The 23,090-nt window shown below is 73.8% G+C and carries 23 protein-coding genes; 12 read left to right on the top strand and 11 right to left on the bottom strand.

From position 1 onward, the window contains the following. Window positions 1-93 precede the first annotated feature (93 nt). On the bottom strand, window positions 94-507 hold the full coding sequence (locus C9F11_RS03740) for a PaaI family thioesterase (protein WP_249401581.1): 414 nt from the start codon (window positions 505-507) through the stop codon (window positions 94-96). Window positions 508-531: 24 nt separating this feature from the next. Here C9F11_RS03740 and C9F11_RS48080 point away from each other — a divergent pair, with 24 nt between their 5' ends. Continuing rightward, window positions 532-1,281: a helix-turn-helix domain-containing protein gene (locus C9F11_RS48080; protein ID WP_212767797.1), complete on the top strand. Its 750-nt coding sequence runs from the start codon at window positions 532-534 to the stop codon at window positions 1,279-1,281. Here C9F11_RS48080 and C9F11_RS03730 read toward each other — a convergent pair. Beyond that, the gene (locus C9F11_RS03730) at window positions 1,248-1,946 is read right to left on the bottom strand and encodes a response regulator transcription factor (RefSeq protein WP_138957898.1); all 699 of its coding nucleotides are present in this window, start codon (window positions 1,944-1,946) and stop codon (window positions 1,248-1,250) included. The two genes, C9F11_RS48080 and C9F11_RS03730, sit on opposite strands and share 34 nt — an antisense overlap. Before the next feature lie 708 nt (window positions 1,947-2,654). On the opposite strand from C9F11_RS03730, the gene C9F11_RS03725 reads away from it, so the two are divergent. Then, on the top strand, window positions 2,655-3,539 hold the full coding sequence (locus C9F11_RS03725) for a hypothetical protein (protein ID WP_138957897.1): 885 nt from the start codon (window positions 2,655-2,657) through the stop codon (window positions 3,537-3,539). Window positions 3,540-3,724: 185 nt separating this feature from the next. Here C9F11_RS03725 and C9F11_RS03720 read toward each other — a convergent pair whose 3' ends face one another. Continuing rightward, window positions 3,725-4,252, bottom strand: a complete 528-nt coding sequence (locus C9F11_RS03720) for a hypothetical protein (protein WP_138957896.1) — start codon at window positions 4,250-4,252, stop codon at window positions 3,725-3,727. A 77-nt stretch (window positions 4,253-4,329) separates the two neighbouring features. Beyond that, complete coding sequence (locus tag C9F11_RS03715; protein WP_212767894.1) at window positions 4,330-4,983, bottom strand: DNA alkylation repair protein; 654 nt, start codon at window positions 4,981-4,983, stop codon at window positions 4,330-4,332. A gap of 293 nt (window positions 4,984-5,276) precedes the next feature. Between C9F11_RS03715 and C9F11_RS03710 the strand changes: the two genes are divergently transcribed. Next, window positions 5,277-5,699, top strand: a complete 423-nt coding sequence (locus tag C9F11_RS03710; protein ID WP_138957894.1) for a DUF6299 family protein — start codon at window positions 5,277-5,279, stop codon at window positions 5,697-5,699. A 149-nt stretch (window positions 5,700-5,848) separates the two neighbouring features. On the opposite strand, the gene C9F11_RS03700 is transcribed toward C9F11_RS03710, so the two are convergent. The 4 genes from C9F11_RS03700 to C9F11_RS03685 form a co-directional block, all read right to left on the bottom strand. Beyond that, the gene (locus tag C9F11_RS03700) at window positions 5,849-7,159 is read right to left on the bottom strand and encodes an aromatic ring-hydroxylating dioxygenase subunit alpha (RefSeq protein WP_138957893.1); all 1,311 of its coding nucleotides are present in this window, start codon (window positions 7,157-7,159) and stop codon (window positions 5,849-5,851) included. Window positions 7,160-7,683: 524 nt separating this feature from the next. Then, entirely contained in the window at window positions 7,684-8,370 is a 687-nt protein-coding gene (locus tag C9F11_RS03695; RefSeq protein WP_138957892.1) for a GAF and ANTAR domain-containing protein, read from the bottom strand. A gap of 109 nt (window positions 8,371-8,479) precedes the next feature. Next, window positions 8,480-8,950 (bottom strand): GNAT family N-acetyltransferase, encoded by a 471-nt coding sequence (locus tag C9F11_RS03690; RefSeq protein WP_138957891.1) that lies wholly within the window; start codon window positions 8,948-8,950, stop codon window positions 8,480-8,482. 47 nt (window positions 8,951-8,997) lie between these two features. Then, window positions 8,998-9,834, bottom strand: a complete 837-nt coding sequence (locus C9F11_RS03685; RefSeq protein WP_138957890.1) for an alpha/beta hydrolase — start codon at window positions 9,832-9,834, stop codon at window positions 8,998-9,000. Window positions 9,835-10,069: 235 nt separating this feature from the next. Between C9F11_RS03685 and C9F11_RS03680 the strand changes: the two genes are divergently transcribed. From C9F11_RS03680 to C9F11_RS03645, 7 genes are all read left to right on the top strand, one after another. Then, window positions 10,070-10,603 (top strand): DUF1707 domain-containing protein, encoded by a 534-nt coding sequence (locus C9F11_RS03680; RefSeq protein ID WP_138966016.1) that lies wholly within the window; start codon window positions 10,070-10,072, stop codon window positions 10,601-10,603. 121 nt (window positions 10,604-10,724) lie between these two features. Then, window positions 10,725-16,322: a DUF3883 domain-containing protein gene (locus C9F11_RS03675; RefSeq protein ID WP_138957889.1), complete on the top strand. Its 5,598-nt coding sequence runs from the start codon at window positions 10,725-10,727 to the stop codon at window positions 16,320-16,322. 49 nt (window positions 16,323-16,371) lie between these two features. Then, on the top strand, window positions 16,372-17,175 hold the full coding sequence (locus tag C9F11_RS03665; protein ID WP_171075625.1) for a hypothetical protein: 804 nt from the start codon (window positions 16,372-16,374) through the stop codon (window positions 17,173-17,175). 209 nt (window positions 17,176-17,384) lie between these two features. After that, entirely contained in the window at window positions 17,385-18,104 is a 720-nt protein-coding gene (locus tag C9F11_RS03660; RefSeq protein ID WP_138957886.1) for an NAD(P)-binding domain-containing protein, read from the top strand. 35 nt (window positions 18,105-18,139) lie between these two features. Then, complete coding sequence (locus tag C9F11_RS03655; protein ID WP_138957885.1) at window positions 18,140-18,541, top strand: VOC family protein; 402 nt, start codon at window positions 18,140-18,142, stop codon at window positions 18,539-18,541. 37 nt (window positions 18,542-18,578) lie between these two features. Continuing rightward, a complete protein-coding gene (locus C9F11_RS03650) occupies window positions 18,579-19,823 on the top strand; it encodes a winged helix DNA-binding domain-containing protein (protein WP_138957884.1) in 1,245 nt (414 codons plus the stop codon). A 9-nt stretch (window positions 19,824-19,832) separates the two neighbouring features. Next, on the top strand, window positions 19,833-20,015 hold the full coding sequence (locus tag C9F11_RS03645) for a hypothetical protein (RefSeq protein WP_138957883.1): 183 nt from the start codon (window positions 19,833-19,835) through the stop codon (window positions 20,013-20,015). On the opposite strand, the gene C9F11_RS03640 is transcribed toward C9F11_RS03645, so the two are convergent. Next, window positions 20,016-20,558: a DM13 domain-containing protein gene (locus C9F11_RS03640; RefSeq protein ID WP_138957882.1), complete on the bottom strand. Its 543-nt coding sequence runs from the start codon at window positions 20,556-20,558 to the stop codon at window positions 20,016-20,018. Between the two features lie 450 nt (window positions 20,559-21,008). Here C9F11_RS03640 and C9F11_RS03635 point away from each other — a divergent pair, with 450 nt between their 5' ends. Both C9F11_RS03635 and C9F11_RS03630 read left to right on the top strand, forming a co-directional pair. Beyond that, window positions 21,009-21,191, top strand: coding sequence for a hypothetical protein (locus tag C9F11_RS03635; protein ID WP_138957881.1), 183 nt, complete (start codon window positions 21,009-21,011; stop codon window positions 21,189-21,191). 72 nt (window positions 21,192-21,263) lie between these two features. Continuing rightward, on the top strand, window positions 21,264-21,527 hold the full coding sequence (locus tag C9F11_RS03630) for a hypothetical protein (protein ID WP_138957880.1): 264 nt from the start codon (window positions 21,264-21,266) through the stop codon (window positions 21,525-21,527). A 75-nt stretch (window positions 21,528-21,602) separates the two neighbouring features. Here the strand turns inward: C9F11_RS03630 and C9F11_RS03625 are convergent, their stop codons facing one another. Together C9F11_RS03625 and C9F11_RS03620 are read right to left on the bottom strand one after the other, a co-directional pair. Continuing rightward, window positions 21,603-22,010 (bottom strand): RidA family protein, encoded by a 408-nt coding sequence (locus C9F11_RS03625; RefSeq protein WP_138957879.1) that lies wholly within the window; start codon window positions 22,008-22,010, stop codon window positions 21,603-21,605. Between the two features lie 186 nt (window positions 22,011-22,196). After that, window positions 22,197-22,997 (bottom strand): crotonase/enoyl-CoA hydratase family protein, encoded by an 801-nt coding sequence (locus C9F11_RS03620; protein ID WP_138957878.1) that lies wholly within the window; start codon window positions 22,995-22,997, stop codon window positions 22,197-22,199. Between the last annotated feature and the right edge of the window lie 93 nt (window positions 22,998-23,090).

Here is a 23,090-nt window from a genome sequence, read left to right as displayed (position 1 = left end):
CACGATGGGGGTATTCCGATGGCTCTTTGGTGGTACTCCGGGCGCTTTCCGGGATCCGGCCGAGTGCCCGGCGGGCCGGGGGAGTGCCCGGCCTCAGGCGCTGTCGCGCCGCGGCGGCCGGATGTAGGTGAGGGTGTGGTGGGAGACGAGCTTGCCCGCCGTGTCGGTCGTCTCGGCCGTGCTGTAGACGATCAGACGGCCGGGCCTGACGATGGTGGACTCGCAGATCAGATCGGTGCGGGCCGGGCCGAGGAAGCTCGTCGTCATCTGCTGGGTGACGGACGGGTCGTCCTCGCCGAACAGCGACATGATCGCGATCCAGCAGGTCACGTCGGCGAGCGTCATGGCGCATCCGCCCTGCAGGACGCCGCCGGGGCGGAAGAGTTCGGGGCGCTGGGGCAGCGAGACCTTGGCGTGCCCCTTGGCGACGGCTTCCACCCTGAATCCCCACCAGGGGCCGAAGGGGCTGTGATCGAGGACAGCTTGGGCCGCGTCGACATCCATCATCGAAGGAACATAGCATCGTTAGGTATGTCGCCGCGCAGATCCAACGCAGAGCGCACCGAGACCACCCGGGCCCAACTCATCGATACGGCACGTCAGTTGTTCGGCGACCGTGGGTACTCCGCCACGACCATCGCGGAGATCGCGCGGAGCGCCGGGCTCACGACCGGGGCGCTGTACCACCACTGGCCCGGCAAGGAGGCGCTGCTGGTGGACGTCGTGCACGACATCCATCGGGAGCTGGCCGTCCGGATCAGGTCCGGCGGGTCGGTCGGCGCCGTGGAGGACGGGGAGGCGGAGCGGGCCGCCGAAGGCAGCGGGGCGGGCCGCGTCGCCGAGGGGCGCCGGGCGGACCGCGCGACCGAGGGCGGCGGGGCGGAGCGGGCCGTCGAGGGCAGCGGGAAGGGCCGCGTCACCGAGGGCGCGCCCGTCCCGCTCCTCCTGCGGTCCGGCCTGGAGTTCCTCGGCTTCTGCGCCGACCCCGCCGTCGCCCGTGTGCTCCTGCTCGACGCGCCCGCGGTCCTCGGCTACGAGCGGTGGCGCCGGATCGACGAGCAGTGGTGGCTGTCGCCGACGGTCCGCCTGGTGGAGCGGGCCCGTCTCGCACGCGGCTGCCCCGGCGCGGCGGACGCGGGCGCCGACGGGTCCCGGCGGCTCGCGCTCGCGCTGCTCGGCGCGCTGACGTCACTCGGCCACGAGGTGGCGATGCAGGGCGCGTCGGCGGTCGCCGGTGCCGGACGGACCTATGAGGTGCTGCTCAAATCGCTTTTCTGCTGACCCGCGGCGGCGCGGCCGTGGGCCGTCACGTTCAGCGGGCCGAGCCGGGATACCAGGAGTGCGGCTTCCACGCGGCTGGAGGCCGATATCTTTCCCATCGCACGATGCACGTGTTTCTTCACCGTGTTCTCCGCGATATGCAGGGCGGAACCGATCTGTTTGTTCGTCATGCCGCCCGCGAGCAGGTGCAGTACGTCGCTCTCCCGTGATGTGAGCGTCGACATCGCCCCCGAGGTCACCGGCGTCGAACAGCCGTCGCTGATATCGCGGATCCGTTCGCGCGGAAAGAGATAGGCGGCGCAGCCGCGGTCGACCAGGGCGATCACACCGGCGAATTCCTCTTGCAGGATCTCCAGGGCCATGAATCCGGCGACCTTGGCCCGTAACGCGTCCTGGACGGTGACGGCGGAATCATGACACCAGAGCACGATGATCGAGACGTGTGCGCCGATGAGTTGGGCGAGACGGCGCAGGCCGTCCCCCGAGAGTTTGCGGAGATTGAGGAGGACGATGTCGGGGTCCAGGCAGTCGACGGCGGTCACGACGCCGGCCATGTCCTGGGCCACGCCGACCACATCGAGTCCGGGAGCTTCCCTGCTCATCGCCACGAGACCGGATCGGGTCACGATGCGGTCATCGGCGATCAGCAGTCGTATCTGAGCCATGTGCGGCTTCCTTTTCCCCCGTATGGCCGTCCGGGGCCTCTGTGGAGGCCGGGCGTCGGAGCGGCCACAAGATCGAATAAGGTCAGATGGTGCCGACCTGTCAATGCGTCGCAATTGCCGTTGCTTTGGGCGGAAAGGCGGCAATGCGAGCCATTTCCATGAACCGTCGGCATAGCGCAGTTCTTCACGGCATCGGGGCGATCAGTGCTGAACCGGTGCGGAGCGAGTGCGAAGCGCCACAGTGGGGGTTCGCGTGCGGGTTGTCCGACGCGTACCCCTCGCTGGTCTGAGTTTTCGTGCCGGTATCCGGCCATGCGGGCCGCCCCCGGCTGCGCTAGGGCCGACGGGGAAAATCAGCCATGCGCGTGAGCGCCTCTGTCACACCCAAGATGCCACCCCTCGGCCGGACGTCAGGCTCACGGCGAGCGTACAACACGGTCACCTCCATGGGGAGATAAGAAGGAGATATTCCGGATTTGGCCATTGCGGCAGGTGCCCAGCTCGAATCGGTCAATCCCTCCCCGTGTGCGGTACAAGGAAGAGAGAGCGCGTTACGGACGATCTCGCTTCGGGGCGGCGGCCGTTCACCCCTTCCGCCGGGAATCCGGAGAAGTGCCGTACGCCCGTCCCGTACGCCCCTACCGTGTAGTCCTCTCGTCGGCGCGGGCCCGCGTCGACGGGCCGGGGCGGTGCGGAAGGGGCTGGGCCGTGCGCGACCAGGAGATCTCTCCGAAGTCCGCGGCGCCCCGGCGCCGCGCGCCGGCCGTGGCCGTCGCGGTCGGCCTGCTGGTGGGCACCGCCGGGGGACTGGGCGCCCATCTGCTGTGGCCCGGCGACGCCGACGGCCCCGGCGGTGGCGGCCGGGCACAGTCGTCGGCCGCCGCCCAGGCCCCTTCCCGGGCCGAGGCCGTACGCGCCGCGATGCTGGCCCAGCGGCGGGTCGGCGTCGACGTCGTGGCCCGCGAGGGCGGTGACCCCGACTTCTTCACCGGCCAGGCCCGCCTCGATCTGCGCGACGGCTCCTCTGCCCGGGCCGCGACGCACGTCCTGTACGACATGGGCGAGGGCCACGCCTGGTACCCGCCGGAGGTCGTGCTGATCGGCAACCGCGCCGTCATCACCCCCGACAAGGAGATGACCGGCCCCGAGTACGGCCCGCAGGGCGCGTACCGCACCGAGCCCGACGCCACCGCCGCGGCGCGGGACGACGTCGCGCTGCGCAACGCCCTGGAGGCCCGGTGGCTGGCCGAGCCCGCGCATCTCGCGGCGCTGCTCGACGGCGCCACCGAACTGACCACGCGACGCGCCCGTGGCCTGCGCACCTTCACCGGCAGCACGCCCGTGCGCACCCTCGCCGCGGACCCGGCCGTCGGCCGCCTCTACCGCCCGTACGCGGCCGGGCGCCGGGACGGCGCCGTCCGCTTCACCCTCGTCGTGACGGCGCGCGACCTGCCCGAGTCCCTGAAGACCGAGGTGCCGTCGGGCTCCGGTGCCGACGCCTTCCGCGTGGAGTACCGCGACTGGGCCAAGGGCGGGGAGATCACCGTACGACCGGGCCCCGCACCGGCGCCCCAGTGGACCGCCCTGCCCTAGGGGCGGCGGCCTCAGACCCGCAGCTCCCCGTCCCACGGAACGGCGGCCGCGAGGTAGGAGCCCAACGCGTGGGGAGCGCGAGGGGGACGGCCCGCTCCCACAGGGCCTCGAGGAGCGCCGCGGGGCGGGGGCGCGGCTCCGCCGTCGCGTCCCGCATCAGCTTCAGCCGCGGATCGGGCACGTCGTCAGCCGGGCGCGTCTGCTTCGCCGCACGCGCGGCCATGCGGCGCAGCGCGCCGGGTAGCGTCGCCGACGAGGCCAGCCCGGTGAGGGCCCTCCATGCCCATGCGTACGTCAACTCCGCGCTCAGCCCCCGCCGTTCGGCGTCGGGCCGCCGGGGCTTCGGCCGCGGCCAGAAGCGCCTGCTCCTGCTCTGCCCGGTTCGGGAGGCCACCGGCCGCCTCGATCCGCAACTCCGCCGGAAGCCCAGGCTCCGCCGCCGCGACCGCGAGCAGGGCAGTGGCCCGCGGAGTGGTGCGGGCCAGGGATGTCAGCACCGCGAGCGCCTTGCTCCGTACATCGAGCGGCAGGTCGTCGCGTACGAGCTCCGTCATCGCCTCCGCGACGTGCGGGGCACAGACATCGGTCAGCACGCGGGCCAGCACGATCCGCGGCACAGCGGTTTCCCCGGTGTCCGCCATACGCGCCTGGAGAGCCGCGATGCCCTCGGGATGCCGCAGATGGGCCGACCTGTAGGCCGCGGAGTTTCCCATTCCAGCTCCACCACCTGCCGCAGCCGGGTCACCGCCGCCCGGTCCGTGCTCGGTCCGCCGCGCGGGGCCGCCGCCGATCAGGCCGTCGGCTCGCCCTCTCGGCGGCGGACCATCTCGGTGATCCAGACGGGTGCGAACGGAGACGTGCAGCCGGGGGACGTGGGGTAGTCCTTCAGCACTCCCAGGCGCTCGCCGATGGCGATCGCGCGGGCGCGGTGGCCGGGGTGCTCGATGCCGATCTGGGCCAGGCAGTGGTTCATCGCCCACTGCAGGCGGTCGGGGGCGTCCTTCATCTCCGCCTCGATGACGTCGAGGAGTCCCGCGAGGTCGAGGCCCGCGGGCTTCTTCGCCACGCGTTCGGTGGTCAGCGCCCAGCCCGCGCTCGCGACCACGGGGTCGGTGTCGGCGGACCAGGCCAGCCGCAGCTCTTCGGCGTGCGGGTTCTTCTTCACCACGTAGTTCACGAGCCAGTCGTGCACCTTCGGTGCGCGCGCCGCGCGCACCATGGCGTCCAGCTCGTCGCGCGTGAAGGCCTTCGGGCGGCAGATCAGGAGCGCGAGCAGCCGCGCCGCGGTGTCGTCCGTGGCCCAGAGGCCGGTCGCGAGTTCGTGCTGGGTCTTGAGGCGCTTCGCGAGCGCCCGCAGTCTGCCGAGGTTCACCCCGTGGTCGTCGCCGTGCCTCTCGTTCACCGCGCGCGTCTTCGGGTCCTCCAGCGCGGCCAGCTCGGCCATCACCTCGGCGACCGTCGTCCCGGTCGGCGTCGTCTCGGCCACCTCGGTCTCCTGTCCCTCAGGTACGGCCTTCAGCCTAGGCCGGAAGGCGGCGGGGGGCCCTGCGGGGAGCCGCCACACGCGGCAAGGGCGGGCATCCGGGTGCGCCGCGCGCGAGTGAGCGGCCGGGCCTCCGGATGCGTCCCCCGGGCCCGCAACTCGTCCCCGAACGAGTGAGGTTACGAGCGACAAAGGGTGCGTTCCGGTATGCCTGGCGGCGGCAATACCGCCCCCCACCTCCCGAAAGGCCAGTCATGCGCGTCCGTCTCGCCCTCGGTGCCGCCGCGAACACCCTGCTCATCGCGGGCCTCGCCGCCGCCACGCCCGCCCACGCGGGCCCGTTCGACGACGTGGCCGTCAACGGCACCGGCACGATCGCCTCCGACGGCACCATCACGCTCTCCGGCACGTACCGCTGTCTGTCGGACGGCTCCCCGGGTCCGGTGTTCGTCAGCAGCACCCTCATCCAGGGCGACGAGTCCACCGGCATCGGCGGCACCGCCGCGGTCTGCGACGGCCAGGTCCGCGAGTGGACCAACAGCAGCAAGGGCACCGGTGCCCGCTACGAGCAGGGTGACGCCACCGTGCGGGCCCACCTGATGAAGCTGTCCACGAAGACCGGTCTGCCGATGCCGCAGCCGCTCGCCCACGAGGAGGCCCCGGTCGAGCTGAGCTAGCCGGGAACGTACGGCAGCCGCCATGACGCCGGGCGTCGAGCGCCGCCGGCTCCGCGTCGGCGCGCTCGGCGACCACGGCGAGGACCCGCCCGGCGGCGGCCAGGTACTCGGCGGGAACGCCGGGTGAGGCCCAGCGGGGCACCCCATGGCTACTGGTTTCCCCGCTGCCCTGCCGCAGCTGTGGCACCGGCCTGGGGCGGCGCCGCCGAGCGGTCCACCAGCCGGTCGGCCAAGTACCGCTGGAACTGCCACAGCGGGCGCTCCAGATGCGAGAACCGCCCGCCGGACGGGCCCGGTTCGGCGGCCAGACCGCGCTGGACGCCGCGGATGGCCACCAGGTCCTCCTCCTGGATGAGCTCCAACTGCCGCCGCGACGCGGCCACATACGCCGCGTAGTCCGGCTGGTCGGCGGCGTCGGCCGGAACCAGCACGGTCGCGAGCGCGTCATGGGTGGCCGGACCCGTCGGAATCCAGCGCAGGAACGTGACGCTGTCCGGTACGAGGGCGAGGACCAGGTTCGGGAAGAGGCCCGCGACCGTCATCCCGGACGACTGCCGGGCGCCGAGCCCGGGGATGAGCGTGCCGACCCGTGGCTCGCCGTCCGCCCCCGGCTCCACGGTCGGCTCCGCGCCCGGTTCGGCGGTCGGCTCCCCGGGCGGTTCGTCGGCGAACGGCGTGAACATGCTGAAGCCGCGCCCGTCGCACTCCTCGACGACGGTGTCCTTGCCGGGCACGACCGGCTCCAGGGTGGCCGCGTGCGTGCCCATGTGGTGGTAGTTCTCCGAGCCGTTCTCGAAGGCCACCTTCCAGTTCGCCGGGACGTTCTCCCAGCGCGCCGTGTACGCGACGACGAGATCCGCGATGCGGTACGGCGCGAGCACGGCGTCGAGCCGGGTCAGCCGCGGCCCGAGCGCCGGTGCGCCGGGGTCGGCGTTGACCATGAGCAGCCCGTTCCACACCTCCAGGCGGTGGCGGGGGAGTCGGCACGCGGCACGGTCGAAGTCGACCTCGTTCATCAGCGGCGCCCCGGCCAACTGCCCGGCGTACTCGCCGTTCAGCCGGTACGTCCACGTGTGGTACGGGCAGGTGAGCCGCTTGAGCGTGCCCTGCTCGGGGGTGGTCTCGGGTGGCAGCACGTCCATGAAGCGGTGGCGGCACACCCGCGAGAGCGCGTGCAGGCCGCCGCTCTCGTCCCGCGTGATCACCAGGGGCTCGCCGAGGACGTCCGTACGCAGATAGTCACCGGGTCGCGCGACCTGGCTGACGTGGCCGACGCACAGCCAGTCGCCGCGGAAGACGCGCTCCCGCTCCCACGCGTGGAAGGAGTCGCTGGTGTAGGCCCGGGCCGGAAGGGTCTCGCCGCGCTCCAGCGGAAGCGTCGAGACGCGGGCCAGTTCGTCGAGGAGGGAATCGAGGGGATCGGGGGGACCGACGGGGGAAGGGAGTCCGTCGCGCAGCATGAGGGGTCACCGCCTTGTCCGGGGGGTCACTTCCATGCTCGGCCGAGGGTTCCGGCATCGGATCGACGCCGAGGACGACCTTCGGGTACGTCCTTCGAATGACTGCCCCGTCACCTCCAGGGGCACCGAGGCGGAGGCCGTGTCCGTCGGGCCGCCGCCGTGCCGTACCGGAGGCCGGTTGCCCCCTGTCCGAGCCGGGCGCGGGGGAGTAGACCGGAGGCATGGCGCGGTGTGCGCCCGAGGCCGGCAGTGCCGCCCGAGGCCACGGCTCCCTCGAGGCCTCCGCAGGCCGCTGCCCGGGGCGTCCCGTACGGAGGCGATGCCGACGGGACGGCGGCCGTCACCGGGGGTGGTGGCGGCCGCGTGCGTCCGCAGGCGCACTCGGCCTGCGGACGCACTCCTCGACGGGTACCCAGGGGGGCGTGGGATTCCCTGATGGGCTCGTACCCGGAGGTCACCGCCCGCCGCGGGTACCCGGTACCGGAGCCGTCATGCGCCGTCGCCGCGGAGCCGTTGCCGGAGGGTCACAGGGTGCCGCCTTCGCAGACGAGCCGGGCGACCTCGCGGAGCTTGACGTTGTTCTCCTGGGAGTAGCGGCGCAGCACGTCGAAGGCCTGCTCCTCGGTGAGGCGGTGGCTGCCCATGAGGATGCCCATGGCCTCGCCGATGACGTGGCGGGTGGCGACGGCCTGCTCCATCTGGGCGTGGGTACGGGCGCTGGAGAGGGCCACCGCCGCGTGGGAGGCGAGGAGCCAGCCGGCCAGCTCGCTGGCCTCGGTGAAGGCGCCGGGCTCGTGGGAGTAGAGGTTCAGCGCGCCGAGGTCCGTGTCCTCGGTGAACAGCAGGAAGCCCATCATGCTGCCCACGCCGAGCCGGTGGGCCCGCGGGGCGTAGGCGGGCCACCGCGGCTGTTCCCGGCTGAAGTCCGCGATGCGGAAGACCTGGGCGCCGAGGGAGCTGCGGGCGGCGTCGAAGCACGGCCCTTCCCGCACCCGCTCCTGGAGCCGATCGCTGTCCACGACCAGCTGGTGGGTGGGTGCGAGCGTCTCCACGTCCGCGCCGTGCAGGACGAGGATGCCCGCCGCGTCGCAGCCCTGCACCAGCTCGGTGGCCGACGCGGTGATCCGCCGCAGGGTGCCGTCGACCGACGTCTGCGCCAGGAGGTCCCGCGCCATGCCCGCCATCTGCTGTCCGAACCGGGCCCAGTCCATGCCGCCTCCGCGTCTCGGCTACGTCCCGGATGATTCGATTACCCGGCTTTCCGCACTGCCACAAGTGCGCGGGCCACGGGGTGCCGGCGAGCTCTGACGGCGGGGCGCGTCACGGCCGCCAGTACAGCGCGGGGTCCGGGTGGTCGGTGAACCCGAGGTCGCGGTAGAGGGGTTCGCCGTCGGGGGAGGCGTGCAGGTCGACGCGGGCGGCACCCTGCTCGCGGAACCAGTCGAGCAGCCCCCGCATGATCGCGCGGCTGTGGCCGCGCCGCCGGTGGGCGGGGTCGGTGACCACGCCGAGGACGAACCCGATCCGGCCGTTGCGCAGGTGCGGGCCCGGCAGCCGCTGCTCGATGGTGCCGATGCCGCAGGCGGCGAGCCCGTCCCCGCCGTCCACGACCAGGATGCGTACGGCGTCCGAACCCAGTTGCTCCTTGAGGACCGCGGCGAGTCGGTGCCGCCACTCCTCGTCCCCTGCCGTGGGGTTGAAGAACGCGCCGCCGAGGGTCTCGAACAGCAGCGCCCGCAGGCGTACGAGCTCCGGGACGTCGTCCCCCACTGCCTGGCGTATGCGCGACATGTAATGACCCTAGGTCGTGGTGAACGCTTACGGCAAGGGGTGGTTGATCAGTCCAGGAACGACGTCACGGTGCTCACGAAGAGCTGCGCGTCGTCGAGCCACGGGTGGTGTCCCGCGCCCGGCTGCGTCACCAGCTCGGCACGCGGGAACAGTGCGGCGAGTTCGGCCATGGCCGGGGGCGGGGAGTTGAGGTCGACCTCTCCGGCGAGCAGCAGGACCGGCGCGGTGAAGCGGGCCAGCGCCTCGCGGGTCTCGGCCGGGCGGAAGGCGCCCTCCGCGCTGAAGGCCCGTACGACCTCGCTGTTCTTCTGCTCCGCGTCGGCGGCCTGGAGGGCCTGCGCGGCCTCGTCCCACCGGCCGTGCAGGAAGGGGGCGATGGCCTCCCAGGAGCCGCCCGTCGCCCGCCCGGCCGTGATCGCCTCCAGGGCCGCGTACGCCTCGGGGAACCAGGGTTCGTCGGCGCGAAGGCGCGCGGTCCTGTGGCGCACGTCCGCGCTGATCTCGATGCCGACGGCCAGGACGCTCGGCGTGATCAGGGTGAGGGTGCCGACGCGGTCCGGGTGCTCGCTCGCGTACTGAACCGCCACGTTCGCGCCCGCGCAGTGCGCGAGCAGGTCCATGGTCTCCAGGCCGAGGTGCTCGCGCAGCGCCTCGACGTCCGCGACGAGCCGGTCGCTGCGGCAGCTGCCGAGGTCCGCCGGGACCTCGGACCTGCCGGTGCCGCGCAGGTCGAGCATGACCAGCTCCCGGTGCGCGGAGAGCCCGCCGAGATCGCCGAGGTAGACGGAGTCCCGCATGCCACCGGGCAGGCAGACCAGCGGCGACCCGGCGCCGGAGACGTGGTACGCGATCTTGGTTCCGTCGTACGAGGAGAACGTAGGCATGGGCGTGACCTTGTCAGGGGCGGGCGGGGCGGGCAAGTGGATGGGTGCGGGGGCCCGGTGTTCCGCTGTCCCGTCGTGCCCGGGTGTGGACCCGCCGGGGCGGTGGCCTGGGCCGCCGCGTGGCGCGCGGCGGTGGCGTCAACTGGCTTGGCACTAAAGTGAAACGGTGACTTCGCCCCCGAACGACCCGTCGACAGACATACCGGCAGAGGCGTCGGCGGACGCGCCGACAGGCCTGTCCGCAGGCCCGTCGACCCTGATCGGCGATGGCGACCGCGAAGCGGCGGCCACGCGCCTTCAGGAGGCGTACGCCGACGGATACATCGCCCACGAGGAGATGGACGACCGCCTCCAGCGGGCGCTCACCGCCAGGACGCGGGAGGACCTGGCGGCGGCGCTGGCCTCGCTTCCGGAGCCGGCGGCGGAGGCCGCGTCCACGATCTCCGCCGGCAGCGGGCGGATCAAGCGGCGGGGCGCGTGGCGGGTGCCGAGGACCCTCAAGGTCGCGTCGGCGTTCGGCAAGGTGCACCTGGACCTGTCCCGGGCGGTGATCGAGCATCCGGTGGTGGACATCGAGCTGGCACTCGGCTCGGGCAGGGCCAAGATCACGGTGCCGCGCGACGCGATCGTCGACATCGGCGCACTGCAGGCCGGGTGGAAGGCGCCGCGCTACACGGCCCCGCGGCGCACCGCCCCCGGCGGGCCGACGATCCGGATCAGCGGAGCCATGGGGTTCGGGCGGCTGAAGGTCCGCCACGCCCGGCGCTGAGAAGCGGTCGGCACCGGCAGGAGCGCGGGGCACGTCCCTGCTCGGTGTGGGTCTCGGTCACCGCCCCGCGGTCACCCCGCTACCGTTGCGCCGAGCATGCGGACAGGCCCTAGGGGGGACCATGACTGACCATGCGTATGGGGCCCGGCTGCGGGAGTACGCGCTCAAGGTGCTGCACGAGTGGCAGCTGGCTCCGACCTGGCAGCCCGGTCTGCAACTGCGTGCCGCCTCGCTGAGCAACGCCCGGGACTACGCGGGGCGCTTCCTCCTGGAGCTGCTGCAGAACGCCCACGACGCGCACCCCAAGGACCGCGGCGACGGCCGGGTGCACGTCCTGCTCGACGAGGACGAAGGGGAGGCGGGCACGCTCTACGTCGCCAACGGCGGCACCCCCTTCACCTGGTCCAGGGTCGAGGCCGTGTGCAAGTTCGCCCGCAGCGACAAGCCGATCGGGGAGGGCATCGGCAACAAGGGTGTGGGGTTCCGCAGCATCCTCCAGATCACCGAGGCCCCGGAGATCTACAGCGCCGCGTCGGCGCGGCGGGAGCCCGGCCCGCTGGACGGCTACCGCTTCCGCTTCGCGCGCCGGGACGACCTGGTGGAACTGCTTCAGGACGAGCGGACGGCGCGCAAGGCCCATGACGAGCTGCCGCCGTTCCAGGTCCCGTTCCCCGTCACGGAGGTGCCCGCTGTCTGCGCGGAGCTCGCCGCCCTCGGGCACGTCACGGTGGTCCGGCTTCCGCTGCGCGGCGAGGCCGCCCGCGACGAGGTGCGGCTGCGCCTGCGGGACCTGGCCGAGGCCAGGACGCCGGTCATGCTCTTCCTCGACCGGCTCGCCGGACTGACGCTGGAGTGGCGGGGCGGCGGCGAGGTGCGGCAGGTGCATGAACTCGCCCGCGCGGAGGAGCCGTTCGCCCTCCCGTCGGGGGAGCCCCTCCCGTCGGGGGAGCCTCCCCCGTCGAGGGGGCCTCTCCCGTCGGAGGAGGCCCCCCGGTCAGGAGGGTCCGGACAGCCGGGAAGGCCCAGCCGGTCAGGAAGGCCCCTCCGGCCCGCCGCGCCCGAAGCGCTCCCGTCCCGCGCCGCCGAGCCCCACCCCGTGGTGCCCCGCCCCGCCGAGCCCCACCCCGAAGTCGCCCTGGCCCAAGTCACCCTGGAAGGGGCCGGGGAGTTCCTCGTCGCCCGCGGCCAGGTCTCGCCCGAGCGGCTGCGGCGCACCCTCGCCGAGGCGACCGGCCTCGGCCTCCTCGACGACGCCTGGCTGGAGTGGAGCGAACCCGCCGTCATCGAGGTCGCGGTGCCGCTCGCCGCGGGCAAGGCGCGCCGCGGCCAGACGTACACGTTCCTGCCGCTGGGCGACGGCGCGACCGCGCCCCTCGCCGCCCACGTCAACGCGCCGTTCTTCACCAAGATGGACCGGACGGGCCTCGACGCCGAACACCCCCTGAACGCCATGCTGTTCGACGCGCTCGCCGAGACCTGCCTCGCGGCCGCCGAGCGCCTGCGCGCGGCACCGGACCCGCGGCTGCGCCGCCTCGCCGTGGACCTGGTGAGCTGGGAGTCCGGCAGGCGCAAGGCCGGTCTCCTCGTCACGGCGGCCCGGCACGTGCACGGCCGCGAACTGGCCGACGTGCCGCTCGTCCCCGTGCTCGCCGCCGACGGCGCGCCCCCGCACACCGCCTGGGCCGCGCCCCGGCAGGCCGTCCTGTGGCCCGACCACGACCTGGCCGTCCTCACCGCGCGGCGCGCCCACGACGCCGGTGCCGTGGTCGCGGACCCGGACGTCGGCGGCGAGCGGCTCAAGCGCCTCGCCGCCGTCTGCAAGGCCCTCGGCTGCCCCTGGGAACCCGCGCCCGAGGCGCTCGCCGAACACGTGGAGCGCATGATCGCCACGCTTCCGCTGCCCGGGCCCGGCGACACCGCCGAGGCGTGGGACGGCGCGTACGACGACATGGCGGCCCTCTTCCAGGACGACGGCACCGTCCTGCGCGGGCGGCGGATCCTCCTGGCCGACGACGGGACGCTGCGGCACGCGAACGGCGAGGTGCGGCCCGCGGGGCGCGGCGGGCGCCGGGCCCGACGCGAGGCCTTCTTCCAGCCGGTGCGCGGCGACCTCGGCGGCGAGGCGGACGCCCTCGCCGTCCCCGCCGTGCTCGGCAAGCGGCTCTTCTCCCTGCACCCCGGCCTGACCTGGACCGGCACGGCGCGGCACGTCCGCCGCCAGCCCGCCCGCTTCTTCCTCGAACACGCCGGTCTGGTACGCCCCTTCGACGTGAAGGGCCTGCTGGAACACGTGCGCAGGGCCCTCGCGGAGAGCAAGGACCGCAAGCTGCGCGACCAGGCGCTCCGCTTCGTCTTCCGGCTGTGGCGCTCCCGCCGCACGACGAGCGGGATGGCCGTCGGCGGCCTGGGCCTCTACGTGCCCTCCGCCGACGGGATGCCGGTCAGGGCCGCCCAAGCGGTCTTCGGCCGGGGTTGGGACGGCACCTGCGGGGACGACCTCGTCGTCGTGGTCGAAGCGGGCCAGGAGGCCTCCCCGAGCCTCAAGCGGATCGGCAGGCGCCTGACCGCCCCGCCGGAGGCGTTCCTCAGGCGCGGCGAAACCGCCCAGGAGTGGCGGGAGTTCCTCCGCGAAGCAGGCGTGGGCGACGGCCTCTCGCCGGTGTACGCCGCCCACGCCGTGCGCCGCGAGTACGGCCAGGACCTGGTCGCCGCCCGCCTGGTGCGCCTCGCCAACGTGCCCCCGGGGGTGGCCGCGCAGTGGGAGCCGCACATCGGCAGGGCCGCCTCCACCGCCTGGTACCCGCAGACGCCCTACGAGGGCAGCCCCGCCTTTTGGCTGCCGGGGCAGGACGTCGTCGGACGGCTCGGCGAGAGCGCCCGCCTCGCGTACGCGCGACTGGTCCTGCACGGCCTCGCCGAGTGGACGGACCGGTACTTCACCAGCACGTGGTCCAGCGCGGGCAGCCGCAGGGACGACCGGGAGCGGGTGCGGACCCCGCTGGCCGCCTTCCTCAGGGAGCAGCCGTGGCTCCCGGTGCGCGGACGCGGCAGGACCGTGCGGTTCGTACGCCCCGCCGACGCCTGGTACTGCCCGCCGGGACTCGACGAGGAGCCGCTGTACGCGCCGGGCGTCGACCGTCGCGTCCGCCCCCTCGTCGAACCGCAGCAGACCGGCGCGCGGCTGCGCTCCCTGGGGCTTCCGACGTGGGACGACCCCCGCGACAGCGTCCGGCTCGTCGCCGCGCTCGGGCGGCTCGTCGCCGACGGCGAGGTCGGCGGCGAGGACCGGCCCGCCGCGCAGCGCGCCAACGAACGCGCCTGGAAGCACCTCGTCAGGCAGACGTCCGGCACCCTGCCGGACGACGCGTGCGTCCTCGCCGAGGCGGGGGAGCGGCTGATCGCGGTGCGGCTCTCCGAACTGGGCGGCCCGGCCACCGCGTCCTCCACGGCCGGGGAGACGCCTGCCGCATCCGGCGACGGGCCCTGCGGCCCCGGCGGCCCGGTTTCCGGCCCCGGCGGCCCGCACTCCGTGCTGTACGTCAGCGGCGAGCGCGAAAGCCTCACCGCCCGGCTCGTACGGGAGATGGGGCGGCCGCTGCTCGTCGTGCCCGGCGTCGCCGCCGAGGCCGCCGCGCGCCTCGGCCGCCCGGACGGGGTCCGGCACGTCGACGACGCCGCGTTCTCCGTGACCGTGGACGGCGAGGTCGTGAACGCGGCCGCCCTCGGCGAGCCCCTCGTCGACGAGCTGCCCTGGCTCACCCTCGCGGCGGGCGTGCTCGCCGACCACGTGGCGGACGGCCCCCGGCCGAGCGACGCCGAACTGGCCGGGCTGACCGCCACGGTCCGCCGGATCCGCCTGCACCGCTACCGCACCTGGGAGATCGGGCTCGACGGCAGGCCGGTCACCATGCCGGACCGGCTCGGCGGGGTCCTGCCCCTGCCCGACCCCAAGCACCCGCTGCTCCTCACCCGGGACGCCGACCCCGGCTGGGCGGAGACGGCCCGGCTCGCACCCGCCCTCGCCGATCTGCTCGGCCACCGCGACTTCGGCATCCGGCTGCGCCTCGCGGCCCTCCACCTCGCCTCCTGCCACGCCGATCCGCGCACGCCCGCGCCGGACGAACTCGCCGACGCCCTCGGCGTCACGCGCTCCCAGGTCGAGGAGACGGGTCGCCGCATCGACGGAGCCATCGGCGGGGTCCTGGAGCGCTGCTTCCCCTTCCTCGTCCACCTCCTCGGCTCCGCCGCGGCCGAGGACCTGACCGTGCCGCCGCCCCGCGACACCAGGGAGTTCCAGAGCGCCCTCGACGGCCGCGGCGACGAACTGCCCCTGCCTCCGGAGGAGTTCATCCGCCTGGCCCGCACGGCCCGCGACCTCGACGAGCTGCGGCTGCTCCTGGACATCGACTTCGCCGCGTTCAACGAGACCCTGGGCACCCTGCCGCGCCCCGGCCGCATCAGCCACGCCGAGGCCCACGAAGAGGCGGTGCGCGGGCATCTTGACCTGCACCGCAAGACCCTCGTGAACCGGCTGCGCCGGGCCGCGCAGGACGCCTTCGACGCGCGCGAGCCGCTGCCGGACTGGCCGGTGCTGCGCACCCTGGACTGGATCACGGCCCCAAAGGCGTGGGAGTACACCGTGGACACCGCCGACACCCCGCTGATCGCGTCCCACATCGAGGCCCAGCTCACGCTGCGCCTGGGCGCGCCCGCTCCCCGCGAGGGCGCCCACCTGCCCCCGGTCGACCAGGTCCGCAGCGGCAACCGCCGCGCGGTCGCCGACGCCGTCGCGGACCTCGTGGCCCTGGTGAAGGCGGCCCGGCACCCCCCGCCCGAACCCCTGGCCGGGGCGAACCCGGCCGAGGCCGTCACCGGCCTCCTCGACGCGGCCGGAGCCCTGGACTTCCGGCTCCTCGGCCCGGACGACGTCGTCGGCTGGCTCGCCGCGCTCGGCCACTGGCCGGACGGCATGCCCGCGACCGTCGACCTCGACGCCCACGGGCTCACCACGGTCGCCCTGGACCGGGTGCGGCACGCGGCGGAGCACGAGCGCCGCGCACAGGAGCGCCGCCGGCGCACCCTCTCCGTCGGCGGCAGGGACATCGACCTGCGCGCGGACGACCTCAGCGACCTGACCGCCGCACTCCAGGGCGCCCTGGACCGGGGCGCCATCCCCGCCCTCGGCGGCGGCCGCGTCGCCTTCACCCGACCCCAGGAACTGCCGCCCGCCCGCCGCCCGTCCGGCGGCGGGCGGCGCGGGCCCGGCGGCCGCCACGGCGGCGCGGACGCCGGGCTCTCCCCGGCCCAGCGCGACGCCATCGGATACATGGGGGAGTGGTACGCCTACCACTGGCTGTGCCGGGGCTACCCCGAGGCGGACGAGACGAGCTGGGTGTCCTCGAACCGCAGGCGGCTCTTCCCCGGCCCGGCGGGCGACGACGGCCTCGGCTACGACTTCGCGGTGGGCTCCGGCCCGCGGCCCTTGATGTTCGAGGTGAAGGCGACCCAGGGGGACGGCGGCCGCCTTGAGCTCGGCGAGAGCGAGGTCCGCGCGGCCCAGCGGCACGCGGCGGGCGACCGCTGGCGGCTCCTGGTGGTCACCTCGGTCCGGGAGCCGGAGCGGGTGAGCGTCCGCATGCTCCCGAACCCCTTCGGCAGACGGGGCCGCGGCCGCTACCGGGAGGAGGGCGGCGCCCTGCGCTTCTCCTACCGGTGGTGACCGGAACCGCTCTCCACCCCGCACCCCACGGCGCCACGACAATGCCCGGATGACGCGAACCTCTCCGTTACGCACCCTGCTCGCCGTCGCCGCGCTGCTGCTCGGCGCCCTGGGCGGCGGCCTCGCGGCCCCGTCCCCCGCCCGCGCGGCCACGGCCGCCTGCCCGACCGACGACCGGGCCCAGGGCCTGGCGAGCACCCCGGTGCCGGACAGCCTCGTCTCCGTACCGCGGTCCGACGGGCGCGTGGCACAGTTCCAGCAGTTCTACGACACGACGGCGACGGCCCGCCTCCCCTTCGTGTGGCACCGAGAACAGGAGGCGCCAGGAGGCCGGTTCGGCCCCTGGGAACGCGTGAGCGCGGCGACCGTAGGGCCCAAGAGCTACTACGTCACCGCCGTCGAGAACGGTGACGGACGCCTGGAACTCCTCTTCTCGGCGTACGGCACCTTCTGCCACTCCGCGCAGCGGCCGGGCGATCACGCGTGGACGGCCCCGGAGCCCTTCGGCCTGGCCCCCATGCCGTACCACGGGGGTGTCGTGCTCTTCACGGAACGGGACGGCAGCATCGACGCCTTCGCGTCGGCGCGGCCGAGCGGCGGCTCCCTGGAGCTGCGCCGCCGGCCGAGCCCCGGCGACGTGTGGGGTCCGGTGGAGTCGCTCGGCCCCCTGCCCGAGCCGAACGTGGGCCTCAGCCACCCCGACCGGGTCACCCAGCTCGCCGACGACCGGCTGAACGTCTCGGTCCGCGAGTGGAACAGGGACCGCCACTGGCAGATCACACAGACGGCTCCCGGCGGCCCGTGGGGCCCCTGGCAACTCTGCGCCCCGACCGGCTGCCCTTCTCCTGTCTAGTACGTATGTACTGCTGAGTGGGCGGCGTAAGTGGGCCGGCGTGTATCCCCCTTTTCGTGGCCGAGTGTGCGCTGGTCAGTGGTTCTGTGGAGGGTGCGGTGGGGGTGATGTCCGTATGGCGAGCTTGCTGGCGTCGATGTACAGTACGTATGTACTAATCAAGCGTGGGGCTCGCCACCAGGGCCCTGACCGCACCGAAAGGCTCCGTCATGAAGATCGCCGTTCTCGGTACCGGCGGCGGTGCCCGTGAGCACACCGCCAAGCTCGTCGAGCTCGGCCACGAGGTGTTCGTCGGCACCCGCGACCCGGAGGCCACCCTGGCCCGCACCGAGCCCGACGTCATGGGCAACGCGCCCTACGGGCAGTGGCTCGCCGACCACCCCGGTGTCACCCTGCTGAGCTTCGGCGACGCCGCCGAGGCCGCCGAGAGGGTCGTCATCAACGGCATCGACGGGCACAACGCCGTCGCCGCCCTGACGGGCATCGCGGGCAGCCTGAGCGGCAAGACCCTCATCGACTACGCCGTGCCGTTCGTGTACCAGCACGCGTCGGAGCACCCCTGGCCCACGCCGTGGGGCGTCATGCCGAAGCTCGACCCCTGCGACACCGACAGCCTCGGCGAGCGGATCCAGCGCGCCCTGCCGGACACGAAGGTCGTCAAGAGCTTCGTCACGCAGGAGCAGTCCACCGTCGTCAACCCGAAGGCGGTCGGCGACGGCGACCACACCATGTTCGTCGCCTCCGACCACGACGACGCCAAGCGGACCGTCACCGACCTGCTCACGTCCTACGGCTGGACCGACATCCTCGACCTCGGCCCGCTCGTCTGCTCGCGCGGCATGGAGATGTACGCCCACATGCACTCCGCCATCGGCTTCGGCCTCGGCCAGCGGTTCGGCGGCCACTTCGGCATCAAGGTCGTGCGCTGAGCGGCCCGCCGCCCACGCGACCGCAAGGACACGCCATGACGAGCACCGACACACCCAGCACCCCCTTGGCGGGCAAGGTCATCTGCCACGCGCTGTGGGCCAAGGACGGGCGGCAGCTGGCCGACTTCTACGCCGCCGCCCTCGGCACCGAGGTGAGCGACACCTTCCCCGACGAGCACGGCACCGACGTCGCCCACGCGTTCCACGTCGGCACGGCCCTGTACCTCTTCTCTGCGAGCGAGGACTTCACCGCCCCCAACTGGCCCGAGGACCCGCTGCCCTTCCACCTGGACCTCGCCTTCGACGACGCGCGCGCGGCGGAGGAACGCCTCCTCGAACTCGGCGCGACCAAGCCCGCGTTCCAGCCGGGCGGCACGGACTGGACCGTCCTCCTCGACCCGTCGGGCCAGCCGTTCTGCGTCCACGGCGCCCGCTGACCCCCGCCGCGACCGACCACGAGCCCAGGGAACCCGCATGACCGCCCTGCCCGGCGTCACCGCCGCCCAACGCCGCACCCGTCTGGCCCGGCGGCATCTCCTCACCGCCGCCACCAGGGTCACCTCGGCCCAGGAGGTCGCGCACGCCCTGACCGGGCTGCACGCCACCGACCCGGCGACGGTCTTCCTCGCGGCGGCCGCCCGGATGCGGACGCCCACCGTCGCCGCCATCGACGCCGCGCTCTACGACACCGGCCCTGGGGCCGAGCCGGAACTGGCGCGCGTACGGTGCATGCGCCGCACCCTGTTCGTGGTCCCGGCCGCGCTCGCCCCGACCGTCTGGCACGCGACCGCCAAGAGCAGCGACCCGCACCGCGCCGACGCCACGGCGAAGCTGCGCGACGCCCTGGGCTGGGACGAGCGGCGCCGCGCCGCCGTGGAGCGAGCGCTCCTCGACGCCCTCGCGGCACGCGGCGAGGCCTCCGCTGCCGAACTGGCCGCCGATGTGCCGGACTTGGGCGAGCAGTTCGTCGTCAGCCCCGAGAAGCCCTACGCGTCGCGGCAGCGCGCCGCCTCGCCGGTGCTCGGCCTGCTGGCCGCCGAGGGGCGCGTGCGGCGCGCCCGGCCGGTGGGCTCGTGGACGTCCGGGCAGTTCCGCTGGGCCCCGGCGCGACCGCAGCCGCCGCTGCCCGCCGCCGAGGCGCGGACCGAGCTGGCCCGCCGCTATCTGGCGGCCTTCGGGCCCGTCACCGTCGACGACCTGAAGTGGTGGACGGGATGGACGCTCACCGCCACCCGCGCCGCGCTCGCGGCCACCGCCGCGCAGGCCGTCGAGCTCGCCGAGGGCACGGGCCACGTCCTGCCCGAGGACGTCGACCCGCTCCCCGCCGCCGCGCCGGAAGCCGCGCTGCTGCCCGGCCTCGACCCCACCGCGATGGGCTGGCGCCACCGCGACTGGTACCTCGACCCGGCGTACACGCCCGAACTCTTCGACCGCAACGGCAACATCGGCCCCACGGTCTGGTGGGGCGGCCGCGTCATCGGCGCCTGGTCCCAAGGGCCCGACGGACACGTGCGCCACCACCTCCTCGCCGACCCCGGCCGCGAGGCCCGCACGGCCGTGGAGGACGCCATCGGACGTCTGACCGCCTTCCTCGACGGCACCCGCGTCACCCCCTGCTACCGCACTCCCCTCGAACGCCGCCTCAGCGGCGGGGGCCCGGAGTCCGGAACGAGGGGCACCCTTCGAAACCGGAACAGGCGGGCTGCACGCGGCAGTTAGCCTCACCTCATGCAGTGGGACGAGAAGCGGCTCCTCGCGGCCGAGGTCGACGCGATCCACGGGCTCGTGCCCGGCTCCGGTGACCCCCCGGTGCTCCGCGACCCCACGGTGCTCGCGGTGTGGTCGGCCGTGCCGGCCGGGCCGCAGGAAGGAGGGCCCGCGGCCCGGTACCCGGGTGCGGTGGTCGTGTGATCAGCGTGGTGCGGCGGGTGACGGGGTGAGGTCGGCGGCGCCGAAGGAGACTCCGAAGCGCTCGCACCAGACGACCGCGCTGCGGAACCCGGCGGGGTCGGAGCCGTCCGGCACGGTGTAGTTCTGGTTGCCCAGATTGCCCTTGAGGCGGCCGAGCCACACGGCTCCCGCGCCGAGCCCGTCGGCGGCCTTTGAGGCGGGCCGGGTGGACAGATAGACCCGTACGTCAGGACCCTCCGACGTCTTGAGGTCCTCCAGGCGCAGCAGCTGACGGCCGTCGGCGAGCCGCAGGGTGCGGGCGGTGCCGCTGGTGGGGTGCTCGTGTGCGACGAGGCTGCCGCGGGCCAGCTCCCTGACGGCGGCGGGGGCGCTGCCGCCGCCCGCGTCCTCGCCGCCTCCGGCCGTCGCCGTGGGCAGGGACTCGTTGACGGTGGTGTTGGTGAAGGCGCGCCACGGCTGGAAGAAGTACAGCGCGAAGGCTGCCACCAGGGTGGTGACCAGCAGCGCGGGGACGACGACACGGCGTCGCGGCGAGAGGTTCATGACGCAAGCACACCTCACCACGGGCCCGGATCCGGCCCGGGACGGGATCCGTAAGACTCACGTAATGCCTGATCAATGGCCTGATCGGCGGTCGGGTCGAGCCCGGCGTCCTGGTGTGGCCGGTCGTCGCGGGGCTGTCCGGTCCGGTTCCGGGCGGTCGGCGCGGCACACCGGGCCCGCGATCCGGACAGGTCCCTGACGGTTCGCCATAGTGCTTTTGTCCGAGACTGGTTGGCCCGTACCCCCTTGTGCTCCTTGTGGGTGATGGACACACCCCCGCGCCGGGGGGACAGTAGCGACTCGCCAGCAACTCCTTACGCCCCTTCGCGTCCTCGGACCGGGTGCCCCGCGCCCCGGGGACCCGGCGCCGGACGTGAAGGGGTCCCACGGACGTTCCGCACAACCGCACAGATCCGCAGAACTGCAGAAAACTACAGAAAGGGGAGCGGTGTGAGCGGCAGCCACGTAGGGGAGCCCGCGCCGCAAGTGGCCGGAGCGGGCCAGGACGAACCCGCGGGCCCGGGCGTGGCCCCGCCCAGCGCCCTGTCGGAGGGCGCGGACCAGGCCGCGGACGCCGCGGAGAGCGCGGTGGCCCCCGCGGTGCTCGAAGTCGCCGAGGACGAGGCGGTGTGACCTCGGCGCGCGGACGCGGGGAGCGGCAGGACCACAGGAGCGGATAGGGCACGAGCAGCGGAAAGAGGGGACATGAGCACGGTTATCCGACGGGTATTCAACGGCAGGGGACGCGGCAGCTTCGTGCAGCCCATCAACTCGCCTGTCGCCTTCAAGGGGAGCACCATCGTCGCCTCCATCACCGAAGTCGACGCCAACGGCGACTCCTTCGTCGGCAGTGCGCGCATGACGGTGCACAACGTGGCGCCGAGGGACGGCCAGTACGTCATCTGGGTCAACATCGAGTGGTCGGATCCTCTGAACTACCGGCTCAACGTTCTTGTCAGCAACGACTAGCGCGGGCCGTGGCCCCGTCCCGGGGGCGGGGCCACGGCGGCCCGGGCGGCACCTCTTCCGCCGATGGCGGCCGTTTCAGTCGATGACGGCCGTGGCCTCGACCTCGACCAGGTGGTCGGGCGTGTCGAGGGCCGCGACCCCGAGGAGCGTGCCCGGCGCCACCGGTGTCACCCCCAGCTTCGCGGCGGCGCGGGCGATCCCCTCCAGGAGGAGGGGCATCTTGTCCGGTGCCCAGTCGACGACGTGGACGGTCAGCTTCGCGACGTCGCCGAAGGTGGCGCCGGCCGCGGCGAGGGCGGTGCCGACATTGAGGTAGCACTGCTCGACCTGGGCCGCGAGGTCGCCCTCGCCGACCGTCACGCCCGCGGTGTCCCAGGCGACCTGCCCGGCGACGAAGACCAGCTTCGACCCCGACGCGATCGACACCTGCCGGTAGGCGTCGACCTCCGGCAGTCCGGCGGGGTTGACGAGGGTGATGGCCATGATGCCTCCGAAACCAAGACGCGTGTGCTCTCCAGTGGTTACTCGGGAACCGTAGGAGAGCAGCCGCTGACGTGGAAGGATGCACTTTTTGGTGACTGGGGCACCTCAAGGTGACCCAGCAGTTCAGACGGCTGCCGGGGCCGGGAGGCGGTCGGGCCGCCACCCCGTCGTTCCGCCCGTCGGCCGTCAGGTGCCGGTGAAGACGGCGTCGCGCCGCTCGGCGAAGGACCGGACCCCCTCGGCCCCGTCGGAGGTCGCGACGAGCCGCGCGACGTCGGGGCGCAGCCGCTCGATGGCACGCGCGTCGCCGTGCTCGCGCGCCCGGTGCGCGGACTCCAGGGTCGTACGGACCCCCAGCGGCGCGGACTTCGCCGCGATGAGGGCGGCGAGCTCGACGGCCCGGGCGCGGGCGGCCGGACCGTCGTCGACGACCTCCTGCACCAGGCCGATGCGACGGGCCTCCGCGGCGCCGAACTCCTCGCCGGTGAGCAGCCACCGCATGGCGTTGCCCCAGCCCGCCTGCTGGGGCAGCCGGAACGTCGCCCCGCCGAAGGGGTAGATGCCCCGCCGGATCTCCAGCTGGGCGAAGCGCGCGTCCCGGGCCGCCACCCGGATGTCGGCGGCGAGCAGCAGCTCGATGCCGAGGGTCATGACCCAGCCCTGCGCGGCCGCCACGACGGGCTTGGTCCAGGGCCCGTCCAGGCGCCACGGGTCACGGCCGCCCTCGGGCGCGGGGAACTCCCCGGCGGCCAGCTCGGCGCCGACGTCGAGCATGTCGAGGCCGCCGGTGAAGTGCTCCCCGTGGGCGAAGAGCACTCCGCACCACAGGTCGTCGTCCCGCTCCAACAGGCCGTACGCGAGCGACAGTTCAATGAGCATCTGCCGGGTGAACGCGTTGCGCTTCGCGGGGCGGTTCAGGCCCATCAACAGCACGTGCCCGTCCCGTTCGACGGTGACCGCGGCCGTGTCCGCAGGCGTGGAAACCATCAGCCCTCCTCGTCAGTTGCATGATGAGACCTACTGGACGGTAGTCGTCCCCGGGCATGCTCACAAGTGGGTCTCATCATGAAACCGATAAGC

The sequence above is a fragment of the Streptomyces sp. YIM 121038 genome, assembly GCF_006088715.1.
Taxonomy (GTDB): domain Bacteria; phylum Actinomycetota; class Actinomycetes; order Streptomycetales; family Streptomycetaceae; genus Streptomyces.
This window is presented reverse-complemented; position numbering and strand designations above follow the sequence as displayed.